Annotated in this window: 14 protein-coding genes and 1 other RNA gene; 14 read left to right on the top strand and 1 reads right to left on the bottom strand. The window is 61.8% G+C overall.

Translation table 11 applies throughout. From position 1 onward, the window contains the following. The first annotated feature begins 1 nt into the window (after position 1). The 7 genes from JAB6_RS26410 (at position 2) to JAB6_RS26380 (ending at position 6,330) form a co-directional block, all read left to right on the top strand. Positions 2-550: a chalcone isomerase family protein gene (locus JAB6_RS26410; protein WP_070305681.1), complete on the top strand. Its 549-nt coding sequence runs from the start codon at positions 2-4 to the stop codon at positions 548-550. Further along, on the top strand, positions 547-1,827 hold the full coding sequence (locus JAB6_RS26405; RefSeq protein WP_070305679.1) for an MFS transporter: 1,281 nt from the start codon (positions 547-549) through the stop codon (positions 1,825-1,827). Before JAB6_RS26410 ends, JAB6_RS26405 begins: the two co-directional genes overlap by 4 nt. Then, entirely contained in the window at positions 1,818-2,378 is a 561-nt protein-coding gene (locus JAB6_RS26400; RefSeq protein WP_175444619.1) for a DUF3833 domain-containing protein, read from the top strand. Before JAB6_RS26405 ends, JAB6_RS26400 begins: the two co-directional genes overlap by 10 nt. Beyond that, entirely contained in the window at positions 2,375-3,142 is a 768-nt protein-coding gene (locus tag JAB6_RS26395) for an SDR family oxidoreductase (RefSeq protein WP_034748911.1), read from the top strand. Before JAB6_RS26400 ends, JAB6_RS26395 begins: the two co-directional genes overlap by 4 nt. Continuing rightward, positions 3,139-3,597, top strand: coding sequence for a nuclear transport factor 2 family protein (locus JAB6_RS26390; RefSeq protein ID WP_139143507.1), 459 nt, complete (start codon positions 3,139-3,141; stop codon positions 3,595-3,597). Before JAB6_RS26395 ends, JAB6_RS26390 begins: the two co-directional genes overlap by 4 nt. Positions 3,598-4,571: 974 nt before the next feature. Beyond that, positions 4,572-5,636, top strand: a complete 1,065-nt coding sequence (locus JAB6_RS26385; RefSeq protein ID WP_034748905.1) for a porin — start codon at positions 4,572-4,574, stop codon at positions 5,634-5,636. A 151-nt stretch (positions 5,637-5,787) separates the two neighbouring features. Then, complete coding sequence (locus tag JAB6_RS26380) at positions 5,788-6,330, top strand: hypothetical protein (RefSeq protein WP_070305675.1); 543 nt, start codon at positions 5,788-5,790, stop codon at positions 6,328-6,330. A gap of 73 nt (positions 6,331-6,403) precedes the next feature. On the opposite strand, the gene JAB6_RS26375 is transcribed toward JAB6_RS26380, so the two are convergent. Beyond that, on the bottom strand, positions 6,404-8,107 hold the full coding sequence (locus JAB6_RS26375) for a thiamine pyrophosphate-binding protein (protein ID WP_070305673.1): 1,704 nt from the start codon (positions 8,105-8,107) through the stop codon (positions 6,404-6,406). Between the two features lie 198 nt (positions 8,108-8,305). On the opposite strand from JAB6_RS26375, the gene rnpB reads away from it, so the two are divergent. The 7 genes from rnpB to murF all read left to right on the top strand — a co-directional run bounded on the left by rnpB (position 8,306) and on the right by murF (position 15,729). Beyond that, an RNA gene (gene rnpB / locus JAB6_RS26370) (RNase P RNA component class A) lies at positions 8,306-8,645 on the top strand. A 662-nt stretch (positions 8,646-9,307) separates the two neighbouring features. Further along, the gene (mraZ, locus tag JAB6_RS26365; RefSeq protein WP_034748899.1) at positions 9,308-9,736 is read left to right on the top strand and encodes a division/cell wall cluster transcriptional repressor MraZ; all 429 of its coding nucleotides are present in this window, start codon (positions 9,308-9,310) and stop codon (positions 9,734-9,736) included. A gap of 9 nt (positions 9,737-9,745) precedes the next feature. Beyond that, positions 9,746-10,723: a 16S rRNA (cytosine(1402)-N(4))-methyltransferase RsmH gene (rsmH, locus tag JAB6_RS26360; protein WP_070305671.1), complete on the top strand. Its 978-nt coding sequence runs from the start codon at positions 9,746-9,748 to the stop codon at positions 10,721-10,723. After that, entirely contained in the window at positions 10,720-10,989 is a 270-nt protein-coding gene (gene ftsL / locus JAB6_RS26355; protein WP_034748894.1) for a cell division protein FtsL, read from the top strand. The genes rsmH and ftsL overlap by 4 nt, the downstream gene beginning before the upstream one ends. After that, positions 10,989-12,767, top strand: coding sequence for a penicillin-binding protein 2 (locus JAB6_RS26350; protein WP_034748891.1), 1,779 nt, complete (start codon positions 10,989-10,991; stop codon positions 12,765-12,767). Before ftsL ends, JAB6_RS26350 begins: the two co-directional genes overlap by 1 nt. A gap of 8 nt (positions 12,768-12,775) precedes the next feature. Continuing rightward, positions 12,776-14,287, top strand: a complete 1,512-nt coding sequence (locus tag JAB6_RS26345; protein ID WP_070305669.1) for a UDP-N-acetylmuramoyl-L-alanyl-D-glutamate--2,6-diaminopimelate ligase — start codon at positions 12,776-12,778, stop codon at positions 14,285-14,287. 11 nt (positions 14,288-14,298) lie between these two features. Further along, positions 14,299-15,729 (top strand): UDP-N-acetylmuramoyl-tripeptide--D-alanyl-D-alanine ligase, encoded by a 1,431-nt coding sequence (gene murF / locus JAB6_RS26340; protein WP_070305826.1) that lies wholly within the window; start codon positions 14,299-14,301, stop codon positions 15,727-15,729. Positions 15,730-15,731: the final 2 nt, after the last annotated feature.

Raw genomic sequence — 15,731 nt, 5'->3', positions numbered from 1 at the left:
CATGCGCCGCCTGCTTGCCACTATTGTGCTGTCATTGACCATGTTGGGTGCCGCGGCCGCGCCGCCGGCCTTTATCGCTGCCGACGTGCCCGAAGCCCGGCTGGCGGGCGAGGGCGAATACACGTGGTTCGGCATGCGTATTTATCGGGCGCAACTGTGGGTGGGCCCGCAAGGCTACCAAGGCGCGGCGTCCGAAACGGCGCCGTTTGTGCTGGAACTGCGCTACGCACGCGCGCTCGACGGCAAGAAGATCGCCGAAGCCAGTCATGAACAGATGCAAAAGTTGGGCGTGGGCACGGAAGCGCAGCGCCTGGCGTGGCTGTCCACCATGCAGCGCATCTTTCCTGACGTCAAAGAAGACCAGCGCATCGCGGGCGTCTACCGGGCCGGCGTCGCGCCCGGCGTGCGCTTTTACCTCGATGGCAAGGTGCTGGCGGATGTGACGGATGGCGACTTTGCGCGCGCGTTCTTTGCCATCTGGCTGTCGCCGTCGACGACGGCGCCGAAGCTGCGCGCGGCCTTGCTGCAGAGTGCGGCCCCGCTGCCATGAATGCCGTGGGCAGCGCCTTGAGCTTGCCAGCCTTGTTCAGTTATGGCCTGTTCGGCTTGCCGCTGGCCATGCTGGCGCTGCCCATCTATATATATGTGGCGCCGTTTTATGCGCAGCGCAGCAGCCTGGACCTGGCGCAGATCGGCGCCGTGCTGCTGGCGGCCCGCATCGCCGCCGCCTTCATCGATCCTGCCCTCGGTGCCTGGATGGCGCGTGGCGGGCGCAGCTATGCCGTATATGTCGGCGCCTCCTTGCCCTTGCTGCTGCTGGGCTTTGGCGCCCTGTTCCATCCACCGGCCATGCGGGAAGCGGCCACCCTGGCCTGGTTCCTGGCTGCCTTGCTGCTCGTCTACACCGCCTATGGCCTGGCCGGCATCGCGCACCAGAGCTGGGGTGCTGCCCTGAGCCAGCTGCGCGCGCAGCGGGCGCGCGTGACGGCCGTGCGCGAAGGCTGCGGCTTGTTCGGCGTGATCCTGGCGGCGGGGCTCACTTCGGTGTTCGGCTATGACGGCTTGTCGCTGGCCTTTGCCGTCTGCCTGCTGGCGGCGGGCGCGCTGCTGCTGGCGCGCGCCCCGCGTCCCGCCTTGCGCAGCGCCGCAGAAGCGGTTTCCGGCAATGGCTGGAAGCTGCCGTTTCGCCAGCGCGCGTTTCGCTGGCTGTTTGCCGTCCTGCTCGTCAATGGCGTGGCGGCCGCCATCCCCGCCACCCTGTTCCTGTTCTTTGCCACCGACTACTTGCGCCTCGGCCATTACGCCGGGCCGTTTCTGATCGTCTACTTTTGTGCGGCGGCCGCCTCGATGCCCGCGTGGGTAGCCCTGGCGCGCCGCTTTGGCGAGGCGCGCGCCTGGGGCGGCGCCATGCTGCTGGCAGCTTGCGTGTTTGTCTGGGCGTATGGCCTGGGCGCGGGCGCCGCCTGGGGTTTTGCCACGATCTGCCTGCTGTCGGGCCTGGCGCTGGGCGCCGACCTGGCCTTGCCTCCGGCCCTGTTGGCAGGACTGATCGGCGCGGCTGGCCATGCCGGGCGGCACGAAGCCGCGTATTTCGGCTGGTGGAACTGGGGCGTACAGATGAGCCTGGCGCTGGCGGCCGGCATCGCCTTGCCCCTGCTGGCCTGGCTCGGCTATGTGCCTGGCAACAGCCGCGGCGGCTTGCCGGCCCTGTCCGCCGCCTATGCCTTGCTGCCCTGCGCCCTGAAACTGCTGGCCGCGCTGCTGCTGTGGCGCGCGCCTCTACAACATATATATAGTGAAACCGGGGAGTATCGACCATGTATCTGATGAAATGTTGCCGGCGCGGCATGACGGCAGCCGCCTTGCTGCTGGCGCTGGCCGCCTGTTCTACGCCGCCCACGCCTGTCACCTACGCGCAGGAAACACCCAAGCTGGACTTGCAGCAGTACTTCAACGGCACGCTGGACGCCCACGGCATCTTCCAGGACCGCGCCGGCAAGGTGGTCAAGCGCTTCACCGTCGTGATGCGGGCCAGCTGGACGGGCGAGATTGGCACCCTGGACGAGGATTTCACGTATTCCGACGGCAGCAAACAACGGCGCGTGTGGACCTTGCGCAAGACGGCGCCCGGGCGCTTCATCGGCACGGCGCCCGACGTGATCGGGGAAGCCGTCGGCGAAGTGGCCGGCAATGCGCTGCGCTGGCAATACGTGCTGGCGCTGCCCGTCGATGGCACGGTCTACCACGTCGACTTCGAGGACTGGATGTTCCTGATGGATGACAAGGTCATGCTGAACCGCGCCGCCATGAGCAAGTTCGGTTTCAGCCTGGGCGCCGTCACCTTGTCGTTCAGCAAGCGTCCGCAGGCGGTCCCATGAACCGCAAGATCACCAGCTGGGCCGGCAAGCATGTGTGGATCATCGGCGCTTCCAGCGGCATCGGCGCCGCGTGCGCGACCTTGCTGCTGGAGCAGGGCGCGAGCGTAGCCTTGTCGGCACGTCACCGCGCCAGCCTCGAGCGACTGTGCGAGGGGCAGCCGCTGGCGCAGGCATTGCCGCTCGATATCACGCAGCACGCGCAGCTGCGGGCCGTCTGCGCGCAATTGCAGCAGCAATGGACGCATATCGACCTGATACTGGTCGTCGCTGGCGGCTATCAGGCCATGCGCGCCGATAGCTTCGACCTTGAGGCGGCCCAGGGCTTGCTGGCGCTGAATGTGGGCGGCGTCTTCAATTGCCTGGACCAGGCCTTGCCGTGGCTATTGCGCCAGGGCAGCGGCGGCATCGGCATCGTCGCCTCGGTGGCCGGTTATGGCGGTTTGCCGAAAGCCCTCGCGTACGGCGCCAGCAAGGCGGCGCTGATTAACCTGACAGAGTCGCTGTATCTGGACCTGCATGCACGCGGGATTGATGTGTATCAAATCAACCCCGGTTTTGTCGCCACGCCTTTGACGGCGGACAACGATTTCACGATGCCAGCTCTGATGACGGCGCAGGACGCGGCCGCCGCCATGCTCGACGGCATCGAGCGGGGCCAGTTCCACATCCACTTTCCCAAACGCTTTACCAATACCATGCGCCTGGCGCGGCTGTTGCCGTACCGCGCCTATTTCTGGCTGATCCGCAAGGTGACGGGCGTATGAGCACAAGTATGCTGGACACGACGGAAGGCGTGGAAGCGGCGCTGGCGCGCCTGGTGGGGTTTTACGAGCACCTGAGCCTGGAAAGCCTGGCCCAGCTGGGCGCCGTGTATGCGCCAGGCGCCCAGTTCAAGGACCCGTTCAACGAGGTGGTGGGGCATGCCGCCATCCTGGCCATCTTCGAGCACATGTTCGTGCAAGTCGATGCGCCCCGGTTTGTCGTGCTGGAAAGCGTGGGGCAGGGGCAGCAAGCATTCCTGACGTGGGAGTTTCGCTTCCGCATGAAACGACTGGTATCTGGCGAACAGTGCATTCGTGGCGCAACCCATGTGCGTTTCGATACGCAGGGACGGGTGGTCGTGCATCGAGATTATTGGGATGCGGCGGAAGAATTGTATGAAAAACTGCCGTTGCTGGGCGGTTTCATGCGCATGCTGCGGCGGGCAAGCCAGCGCTAAGGTGGTTTCTTGATGCTTTTAAGCAAAAAATGCAAAAAAGAAAAAGTAAATTGTGCGGAATGGGTCAGGCGAAAACTTGATTTCGGTCAAAGTGTCGTTTTTTAGACACAAATATATCAAAATATTGAGAAGGCAACATTGTAAGAAATTGTTTCAAGTGATGCGCAATTTGCAAGCAAGAGTCGTCCTCATCCGTTCCAATCGGATAACTGAAGCGTAGTCCGGAAAACACGGAAAACATTTCTATGTGAGCAATTTAAATTACCGGAAAGTCAGTAATTTCGTTGCTACTTTGCCTATTTTTCTGACGCGCGCGCCGACGTCGAAAATAGCGCCTACGCCCCTGAATAATGCGGCAACGCACCAAAAACGGGCGCTTTATTTCCCATTTTTGTGCGTTCGGCAGCAAACATTGGCGATGCCGTGTATGCTTCGTCCCGTTTATCCATTATCGCCTGACAAATTGTGCGCTTTGTCGCGTAAATCTTGGAGGGCAAATGACGGGTAAAGCATGTTGACGTTTTAATCACTCGCCTGATACTGTTGCACTAATACAACGGGTGTCGACAAGGCATGCGCTATGATGGAATGGTCAATCAGGCCAATGCATTGGTTGGCAAGGGGCACTGGCTCTGTCGCGTAGTACGGTTGGCGATGGTCGGGATGCCTGAAAAAGCCCTCGGCCTGGTACCGGAAGTAACATGTTGGAACTTGATGGAATGTGAAACGGTCGTTATAGTGCCGCTTCCGGTGCCGTTTGAGCACCGAACCGGCGCACGAATGACGGTCGTTATGCAGCCTTCAAGCTTATCGGTGCAATAGCGTGCCGATACCGATATGAATGTTCCCCTGACCGGAACAGCAATGTGGCAGGTGGAGACCTTGCCCTCACTCATAAAAAGCGCTCTGCTAGAGCGCAGCTCGAGATGCATAGGCTGTATTACTTTTTGCTTCAAAAATTAAAGGAAATCGCAATGAAAAAAACTCTGATCACCCTGGCAGTTCTGGCAGCAGCCACTGGCGTAGCCCAAGCTCAATCGAGCGTTGTCATCTACGGTACCGTTGACGCTGGTTTCGTCAGCGAGCGCGGCGGTGTTAACGGCAACGTTAACAAACTGGACAGCGGCATTGCTTCGGCTTCCCGTATCGGCTTCAAAGGCACCGAAGATCTGGGCAGCGGCCTGTCGGCACTGTTCGTTCTGGAATCGGGCTTCGGCGTTGACAACGGTCAACAAGACGTTGCTGGTACCTTGTTCAATCGTCAAGCTTACGTTGGTCTGAGCAGCAAAACGACCGGTACCTTGACCCTGGGTCGTCAATACACCCCTTGGTACAACACCCTGTCGAAAGTTGCTGATCCATTCGCAGCTGGCTACGCTGGTTCCGCTAAAAACTTGTTCCCAGCGAACACCCGCACCAGCAACACCGTGCTGTACACCTCGCCAAACTTCAACGGCTTTGACGCTGACGTGGCTTACACCTTCGGCGAAAACGCTGAGTCGAACAAAATCGGCCGCAAAATCGGCGCGTCGGCTGGCTACTCGAACGGTCCTCTGAACGCTCGTATCGCTTACAACAACACCAGCAACGACACCGCGCTGACCGAAACCGGTAGCGGCCGTAACTGGTTGGCTGCAGCTAACTACGACTTCGCAGTTGCTAAAGCTTACGTCGCATACGGCGTGAACAAAGGCCAAAACAGCGCCATCCGCAACAACGGCAACGTTAACGCGTTTGACTACACTTCGGCTGGCTTCAGCACCGACAGCACCACCGCTCTGATCGGCGCAACGGTACCAGTTGGTCCAGCAGGCACCGTGATGGCTTCGATCATCCACGTGAACGACAAAAACAGCGCAAACGCCGATGCTAACCAGTTCTCGCTGGGCTACTCGTACGCTCTGTCGAAGCGCACCAGCACCTACGCTTCGTACGCTAAAATCTCGAACAAAAACAACGCTGGCTACACCGTTGGTAACAACAGCAATGTTGGTACGGGCGACAAAGCCTTCAACGTTGGCGTTCGTCACTCGTTCTAATATTCGCGCAAGCGAAGCTTAGTTCCGCTGCCAGCATCCCTTCGGGGATGCTGATAAGCAAGGAAACGCGTCTCCAGGCTAGTCCTGGCGGCGCGTTTTTGCATTGGCGGCGCCAGTTATAATGGCGCCGTTACTCAAGTAAAGGAATGCCATGTATTCATACACATCGCCGCGCCTGGCTGCCATGCTGGCCGCGCTGCTGCTGGCTGGCGCCACGGGCGCCGCTGCCGCTGCCGTCAAGGGCAAGAAGCCGGCCGGACTGGAGCGCTACGGCGTGGCCGTCTACTCCGACCTGTGCCTGCAAAAGGATAGCGGCGAAATCGGCGGCCAGCGCGTCACCTTGCACCGCTTTGCCGAGGCCGATTCCGTCATCTATGAATTCACGGCCGGCGCGCTGAGCTGGCCCATCGTGGCCAACGACGTCAACCTGGACGCCGCCACGGGCGTTTTCGACTTCACCATCGCCGGCGCCGACAGCGAAGAGCGTACCATCGTCGGCAAGTTTTCCAAGGATGGCCAGACCCTGACCCTGGAAGGCGATTACTGCGGCGGCAACGTGCGCATGCCGATGAAACTGAGCCGCGTGCGCGATTTCGGCCGTCCCCTGAAAAACTGCACGCCATGCCCGCCGATGCCGCAAGCGCCGGCCGAGCCAGTGCCTGCCGAGGAAAGCGCGACTGTGCCCGCAGCCTGAGCGATTGCCGCTGTCAAAAAGAAAAAGGCCCGGTATCGACCGGGCCTTTGTTATTTGCAGCGTTGCAAGGAGCTTATTTGGCCGCCTGCGCCTTTTCCGCCGTGGCGCGGATGGTGGCCAGGGTCGCATTCGGCGTGATCAGGTTGCCGTCGTAGCGCAGCTCGATCAGGGCCGGCAAGTTGTGCGCCTTGGCGTGCGCCAGCGCCCGTTGCAGGGCCGGGGCGAACTCTTCCGTCGTATTCACCACTTCGCCATGCGCGCCGTACGCTTGCGCCAGCGCCGCGAAATCCGGGTTGTGCAGGGTCGTGCCCGATACGCGGCCCGGGTAGTCGCGCTCCTGGTGCATGCGGATGGTGCCGAACATCTGGTTATTGAAGACGATGATGACCACGCCCGCCTGGTATTGCACGGCCGTGGCCAGTTCCTGGCCATTCATCATGTATTCGCCATCGCCGGCAAACGTGATCACGGTGCGTTCCGGATGGATGATCTTGGCCGCCACGCCCGATGGCACGCCGTAGCCCATGGCGCCGTTGGTTGGCGCCAGCTGGGTGCGCATGCCGCCGTAGCGGTAGAAACGGTGGGCCCACGAAGCGTAATTGCCGGCGCCGTTCGTCAGGATCGTGTCGGCCGGCACTTGCGCCATGATCTCTTGCGTCACTTGCCACAGGTTCAGCGGCGCCTGGCCATCCTGGAAGATGGGCGGCTGCTCCTGGTAGGCGGCCAGCTCGGCCTTGGCTTCGGCCGGCGTATGTTTCCATGCGGAAGCATCGACGGGGGCCATGGCGGCCAGCATGGCGCACACTTGCGGCATGCCGCTGTTGATCATCAGTTCGGCCTGGTAGACGCTGCCCAGTTCCTCGGCATCCGTATGGATGTGCACGAGGCGCTGGCGCGGCACGGGCGAATCGAACAGGGTGTAGCCGCCCGTCGTCATCTCGCCCAGGCGCGGGCCGATGGCGATCACCAGGTCGGCATTTTTCACGCGCGCGGCCAGTTTCGGGTTGATGCCGATGCCGACGTCGCCGATGTAGTTCGGGTGCGCATTGTCGAGCAAGTCCTGGAAGCGGAAGGCGCAGGCGACGGGCAGCTGATTGTTTTCCGCGAACTGCTGCAGGTCGGCGCACGCTTGCGGCGTCCAGGTGGTGCCGCCCAGCAAGACCAGCGGCTGCTTCGCGGTGGCCAGCATGCCGCGCAACTGCTGCAATTGGGCGCCGGACGGCGCCGCTTGCACCGGCTGGTAGGCGCGCGTGTCGGCCACCGTGGCCAGCGAGATCAGCATGTCTTCCGGCAGGGCCAGCACGACGGGACCGGGACGCCCGCTGGTGGCCACCTGGAAGGCGCGCGCCAGGTATTCGGGGATGCGTTCGGCGCGGTCGATCTGCGCCACCCACTTGGCCATCTGGCCATACATGCGGCGGTAGTCGATTTCCTGGAACGCTTCGCGGTCGACGAAATCGTTGCCCACCTGGCCGATGAACAGGATCATCGGCGTGGAATCCTGGTAAGCCGTGTGCACGCCGATCGAGGCATTGGTGGCGCCCGGTCCGCGCGTGACGAAGCAGATACCCGGCTTGCCCGTCAGCTTGCCGTAGGCTTCGGCCATGAAGGCGGCGCCGCCTTCCTGGCGGTTGATGATGAAGCGGATGCCCGAGTCGTGCAGGGCGTCGAGCACGTCCAGGTAGCTTTCGCCAGGCACGCCAAAAGCGGTGTCGACACCGTGGATCTGCAGGGCATCGACCAGGATCTGGCCGCCGGTACGGGATTGTTGCGTCATGTTCGGCTCTTTATATTCTAGTGGGTGGCAAAGAAATGGGGCAAGCGGTACGCATGCGCCTGCATGCAAGCAGCTTGCCTCATTCTATGTGAGCCGATTTGGCCCGGCTTTTGAAATGGCGACACCGAATTACACAATCCCCCGGCCGGTGCGGCGCGCTTTTGCAGAAACATGCTGCGGCGCGGTACAATGGCGGGTGAAGCAGGCCAGACAGTCGCTGGCCGGCGCAGTAATGCGCTGGCGGGAGGAAGGTCCGGACTCCATAGAGCGGGGTGACGGTTAACGGCCGTCCGCTGAAAGCCGCAAGGTATAAGGCGAGGAATAGGGCCACAGAGACGAGCGTATTAAGTTACGGTGAAACGCGGTAACCTCCACCTGGTGCAATTTCAAATAGGCACGCGATGATGCTGCTCGCGGAGCGTGCGGGTAGAAAGCTTGAGCGCCCGAGTAATCTGGCGCCTAGAGGAATGACTGTCATAGCGCCGACCTGCAAGGGAAGGCGCCGTAACAAAATCCGGCCTATCGGCCTGCTTCACTTGAATTCCTGCTCCCTGGTCTGCCAGGGGGCATCTCGGACGCAGCAGCTTTGCCTGCTGCGCGCCAACCAAAAAGCCCCCGCAACGGGGCTTTTTTTGTTTCTAAAAATAGTGCGGGGAAGATAAAGTTGTATATACAACTAAAGTGAACAATTGGTTAAAGTTTCTTGGTTCTAATTAATTGCTGCATTGCAAAAATAGTTTTCCCGCGTCAGGCCAGCCCCTGAAAACAGGGCCGGTACGCGCCGTGGACGATTATTTTTTGCTTTAAACCAAGTCTTTCACTGCGCTGGATTGCTGTTGTGCCTGGATAAGGAAATTATTGTCATGTGTCAACTAACTGTAAAAAATTCAATTATTTGATTTCGTTTTTTTCGATGTTTACGGTAGGAAAACACATGTGTGCAGATGAGGTAGCACATTCACTATCTTTCATAAGTATCTAATTTATCGATATATTTTTATTTGAGACTCCTTCAACGATATGCGCTAAGTCCTTAATTTCATTAATAAAATTCCTGTTTTGCCAATCGGAAACCGCTTGACCACTATCTTTGCTTCCTCTAAAGTGGGCAACTGTGTGAAAAAGTGTGTTTTTGTGGGAAATTTTCCCTTTTTATCGTGATGCGCAAGCATCGCAACCCAAGCTCAAAAAAGGTCTTCCGTGTTTCAAGGCGCGTCCGCAATCAATCTCGATGCCAAAGGCAGGATGTCTATCCCTGCCAAGCACCGTGACGCGCTGGCGATTCAATGCGAAGGCCGTTTGACCCTGACCAAACACCCCGATGGCTGCCTGCTGTTTTTCCCCCGTCCCGTGTGGGAAAGCCACCGCCAGCAAATCGCCGCCTGGCCCATGTCGGCGCGCGCCTGGCAGCGCATCTTCCTCGGCAACGCCGTCGACGTCGAGCTGGACTCGGCCGGCCGTGTGCTGATCTCGCCCGAATTGCGCAACGCCGTCGGGCTGGCGCGCGAAGTGATGATGATCGGCATGGGCAGCCACTTTGAAATATGGGATGCCGCCAAATTGGCCGACAAAGAACAGCAGGCGATCGATGCCGGCACCCCCGATGTACTTTCCAATTTTTCTTTCTAAGGCTCCGTAATGACACAACTCACGGTGCCGGAATTTCAGCATCGCACGGTGCTGCTCGATGAAGCGGTCGATGCCCTCGACCTGACGGGCGACCGCGCGCACGGCGTTTACGTCGATGGCACGTTTGGCCGCGGCGGCCATAGCCGCTTGATTTTGTCGCGCCTGGCCGATGACGCGCGCCTGATCGGTTTCGACAAGGATTTGCAAGCGATTGCCACGGCCGAGCAGATCGCCGACCCCCGTTTCCAGATCGTCCATGACAGCTTTGCCACCATGACGGCCAGCCTGGCCGAACGCGGCGTGCGGCAGGTGGACGGCATTTTGCTCGACCTGGGCATCTCGTCGCCGCAGGTCGACGACGCGGCGCGCGGTTTCAGCTTCCGCAACGACGGACCGCTGGACATGCGCATGGATACCACGCGCGGCATCTCCGCGGCCGAATGGCTGGCGGTGGAAACCGAGCAGAATTTAGAGAAAGTGATACGCGATTATGGGGAAGAACGGTTTGCTTTTCAGATTGCAAAGGCGATTGTTGCTGGCCGGGCAGTCCAGCCAATTTCAAGCACACGACAGCTTGCCGGCATCGTGGCAGGCGCCGTCAAGACCCGCGAGAAGGGTAAGGACCCCGCTACCCGCACCTTTCAGGCCATACGCATTTTCATTAACAAAGAGCTCGAGGATCTCGAGATCGGCCTGAACCAGGCGTATGCCTGCCTGGCGCCTGGCGCGCGCATGGCCGTGATCAGCTTTCACTCGCTGGAAGACCGCATGGTCAAGCGCTTCTTCGCCTCGAAGGCGAACGTGGAGCAGCCTGACCGCCGCCTGCCGATCCGCGCGGTCGACTTGCCGCAGCCGGAAATGAAGCTGATTTCGAAGATGAAGCCATCCGACGCCGAGATCGAGGGCAATCCGCGCTCGCGTTCGGCCGTGATGCGCGTGGCGCAGCGTTTGCCGCTGGCCGCCCCTGCAAATGGCGGCGCCCGATGACTGGCAAGCTGTGTGTCGTGCTGTCGGCCCTGCTGGTGTGCTGCGGCCTGTCGCTGGTGAACGCGCAGTATCAGTCGCGCCACCTGCTGATCGACCTGGAACGCGCGCAAGCGCTGTCGCGCCAGCTCGACATCGACTGGGCGCAACTGCAGCTGGACCAGTCTACTTTAGGCAAGCATGAACGCATTGAATCGATCGCACGGCGCGACCTGAGCATGACGCCGCTGACGGCGGCGCGTACGCAATACCTGACGGAGGGCGAATAATGAAGTTGGGCGGTAATAGCAACGGCCGGGTGGCGGCATCGAAAGGCGTGCCATTCTCGAAGAACCCCGTACTGGCGGTGCGTCTGCCCGTCTGGCGTTCGCGCGTCGTGCTGTTCCTGCTGTTCTTTGCTTTCGCCGGCCTGGGCGCGCGCGCGCTGTGGCTGCAGGGCGTGTCGACGCAGTTCCTGCAAAAGCAGGGCAAGGCGCGCTATGAGCGCACGCTGGAATTGCCGGCCACGCGCGGCAAGATCACCGACCGCAATGGCCAGGTGCTCGCTTCGTCCGTGCCCGTGAAAGCCATCTGGGCCATTCCCGACGACGTGCTGCAGGCATCGCCCGAAAAAATCAATGCGCTGGCCGGCCTGCTGGAAATGAACGTCAACGAATTGCGCAAGAAGCTCGATTCGGACCGCAGCTTCGTTTACCTGAAACGCCAGGTCGAGATGGACGTGGCGGACAAGATCTCCAAGCTGGGCATCGACGGCATCGACGAGCGCAAGGAATACAAGCGCTTCTATCCGCAGGGCGAAGTGATGACCCACGTGGTCGGCTTTACCAACGTGGAAGACGTGGGCCAGGAAAGCATGGAACTGGCGCAGCAGAAGACCCTCGTCGGCACCACCGGCAGCCGCCGCGTGATCAAGGACCGCCTGGGCCACATCGTCGAAGACATCGGTTTCATCCACGAACCGCATGACGGCAAGGACCTGACCCTGTCCGTCGACAGCAAGATCCAGTACATCGCCTTCACGCAGTTGAAGGAAGCGGTGGAGAAATTCAATGCCAAGGCCGGCGGCGCCGTGGTGCTCGACGTGCATACGGGAGAAGTGCTGGCCCTGGCCAATTACCCGAGCTACGACCCGAACGACCGCCGCAAGCTCACGGGCCAGCAGCTGCGCAACCGCGTCATGACCGATACCTTCGAACCCGGTTCGACCCTGAAGCCGATCACGGTCTCGCTGGCGCTCGACACGGGCCGGGTCAAGCCGGGCACCCTGATCGACACGGGCCCGGGCCGCTACACCATCGCCGACCGCACGATCACCGACACCAAGCCGCACGGCGTGATCAATGTCTCGGAAATCATCGAGATGTCGTCGAACATCGGTACCTCGAAAATCGCACTGGGCATGCCGTCGCAGGAAATGTGGGAAATGTTTACCAAGGTGGGCTTCGGCCAGCAGCCGAAATGGGGCTTCCCCGGTGCCGTGGCCGGCCGTGTGCGTCCATACAAATCGTGGCGCCCGGTGGAACAGGCCACCATGAGCTACGGTAACGGCATTTCCGTCTCGCTGATCCAGTTGGCGCGCTCTTACATGATGTTCGCGCGCGATGGCGACACGATTCCCCTGTCGTTCCAGAAGGTCAATGAACTGCCTGTGGGCCAGCAGGTGATCAAGCCGAAGACGGCCGCCGAAATGCGCGCCATGCTCGAACTCGTCGTCTCCGGCGCGCACGGCTCGGCCAAGCGCGCCCAGGTCGCCGGCTACAGAGTCGGCGGCAAGACGGGTACCGCCTATAAAGTGGAAAACGGCCGCTATGCGATGCCGCGCAAATACATCGGCTCTTTCGTGGGCATGGTGCCGATGTCGGCGCCGCGCTTCATCATTGCCGTGATGATCGATGAACCGACCGGCCCAGCCCACTATGGCGGCCAGGTTGCCGCTCCCGCTTTCGCGGCGATTGCGACCAACGCGCTGCGCGCGATGAACGTACCGCCCGATTCCTCCGTTACTGAAATCGTGGTCCCGGCCAATGCCGGCCCGGAGGCCATGTGAAGTCACTCATGACCATACAAGACATCAGTTTGTGGATCAAAACGGCTGCCCCGTCCGGGCAGCTGACGTCCGATTCGCGCCGCGTGCAGCGCGGCGACGTGTTTTTCGCCTATGCGGGCGCCACCGATTTCATCGCCGCCGCCATCGAGCAGGGCGCCGCCGCCATCGTGCATGACGCCGTGGAATGGAACGCCGCATGGAGCCAAGTGCCGCACCTGCTGGTCAGCGACCTGAAACGCCTGGCCGGCCCCGTGGCGCATGCTTTTTACGGCATGCCCGACAGCGCCATGTTCAGCGCCGGCGTGACGGGCACGAATGGCAAGACCTCGTGCGCGCTGTGGCTGGCGCAAGCGCTGGCGCGCCTGGGTGAAACATCGTCCGTCATCGGGACGTTGGGCGTCGGCCTGTGCAAGCCGCGCGGCGCCATCGAATTCGACGTCACCGGCTACACGACGCCGGACGCCGTGCTGCTGGCGCGCAAACTGGCCGCGATGCGCGACGCCGGCGCCAAGGCCGTTGCCATCGAAGTGTCGTCGATCGGCCTGGACCAGGACCGCGCGGCCGGCATGCATTTCGACGTGGCCATGTTTACCAATCTGACGCGCGACCACCTCGACTACCATGGCGACATGGCGGCTTACGAGGCGGCCAAAGTCAAACTGTTCGACTGGCCCGGCCTGAAAACGGCCGTCATCAACCTGGACGACCCCATGGGCCTGCGCCTGGTGCGCCACGTGGATGGCAAGCTGTCCGGCGAATATCCGGTCATCGGCTACACCTTGCAGGATGCGGCAGCCTTGCCCGACTTGCCGGGCGTATTGATGCTGCGCGCCAGCCAGTTCCGCAGCCGCAATGCCGGCACCGACTTCCATCTGGAATGCGCGCTGGGTGTGGCGCTGGTCAAGACGCAACTCGTGGGCCACTTTAATATCAGCAACGCGCTGGCCGTGCTGGGCGCCTTGCTGGCGCACGGCACCGGCCTGCGCGCGGCCATCGACGGCATCGAATCGCTGCAGCCGGCCCCGGGTCGCATGCAGCAGGTGGGCGGCCAGGAAGCGCCGATGGTCGTCATCGATTACGCGCATACGCCGGACGCGCTGGAAAAAACCCTTGCTGCCTTGCGCCAGGTGGCGCAGGAGCGTGGCGGCCAGCTGTGGTGCGTGTTCGGCTGCGGCGGCGACCGCGATCCGGGCAAGCGTCCGCAGATGGGCGCCATCGCGCAACTGGCAGATCACGTGCTGGTCACCAGCGACAATCCGCGCAGTGAAGATCCGCACGCGATCATCGCGCAGATCGTCGCCGGCATGCGCGCAGACGGCCCGCAGCCGCAAGCCATCGAAGACCGCGCCGCCGCCATCCTGTCGGCCATCAAGCACGCGGCCAAGCCGGACGTGATCCTGTTGGCGGGCAAGGGCCATGAGCCTTACCAGGAAATCAAGGGCAAAAAACTGCCGTTCTCCGACGCCGACCATGCGCAGCTGGCCCTGTCCGCGCGCCTGACGATGATGAGGACGAACTGATGGATCGCCTGATGCACGCAAGCCTGGCGGAACTGATGCCATCGCTGCAAGGCGCGCAGCTGACGGGCGACGCCGTTTTTGACGGCGTGTCCACCGACAGCCGCAGCGCCCCGGCCGGCTCGCTGTTCGTCGCCCTGCGCGGCGAGAGTTTCGACGCCCACGACTTCCTCGACCAGGTGGCCGCGCGCGGCGTCGCCGCCGTGGTGGTCGAGCGCCTGCCCGAAGGCTGGGACAGCGGCAAGGTGCCGGCCATCGTGGTGGCCGATACCCTGATCGCGCTGGGCCGCATCGCCAACCACTGGCGCGGCCGCTTCAATGTACCCGTCATCGGCGTCACCGGCAGCAATGGCAAGACCACCGTCAAGGAAATGATTTCAGCCATCCTGGCGGCGGCCTTCGGCGAAGAGGGGCGGCTGGCCACGCGCGGCAACCTGAATAACGAGATCGGCGTGCCATTGACCCTGTTCCGTCTGAATGAAGAACACAAGGCGGCCGTCATCGAGATGGGCATGAACCATCCGGGAGAAATTGCCCGCCTGGCCGCGATTGCCGCACCGACCCTGGCGATGGTCAACAACGCGCAGCGCGAACACCAGGAATTCATGCATACGGTGGAAGCCGTGGCGCGCGAGAACGGCGCCGCGCTGGCGGCCCTGGCAGACGACGGCGTGGCCGTCTTCCCGCATGGCGACGAATTCACGCCACTGTGGCGCGAACTGGCCGGTGCACGCGCCGCCATCACCTTCGGTCTGTCGAAAGAGGCCGACGTCAGCTGCACGCACCGCGCGGCCGAGGATTTTGGCAGCGACCTGTTCGTCAGCGTGCGCGCACGGGACGGCAGTCTGCGCCAGTTTTTTGTCGGCTTGCAGGCGGCCGGTGAACATAATGTGCGCAATGCGCTGGCCGCCGTGGCATGCGCCGTTGGCGCCGGCATCGCGCCGGAACATATCAAGCAGGGCCTGGAGGCGTTTTCTCCCGTGAATGGCCGCCTGCAGAAAAAACGTGCCGCCAACGGCGCCACCATCATCGACGACACGTATAACGCCAATCCGGATTCGGCGCGCGCGGCCATCGATGTACTGGCGCAGGCCGCGGCACCGCGCATCCTGGTGCTGGGCGAGATGGGCGAAGTCGGCACGCAGGGGCAGCAGTTCCACGAAGAGATCGGCGCCTACGCCGCCGCCAAAGGCATCGAACACGTGCTGGCGACGGGCGGCCTGGCGCGCCATCTGGTCAATCCGGCGCAAGCTGCCGCGAGCCAGGAATCGGGCACGGTCGTGGAGTATTTCGAACAGTTCGACGGTTTGCTGGCGGCGCTCGATGCGCATTTGTCCGGCCGTTCGGATGCAACAGTATTAATCAAGGGCTCCCGTTTCATGAAGATGGAACGGGCCGTGCAGCATTTGATTGGTTCAAACAACAATAACAAGGAAGCTCACTAATC

The sequence above is a fragment of the Janthinobacterium sp. HH104 genome (assembly GCF_001758715.1).
In the GTDB taxonomy this organism is placed as follows: domain Bacteria; phylum Pseudomonadota; class Gammaproteobacteria; order Burkholderiales; family Burkholderiaceae_D; genus Janthinobacterium; species Janthinobacterium aestuarii.
This window is presented reverse-complemented; position numbering and strand designations above follow the sequence as displayed.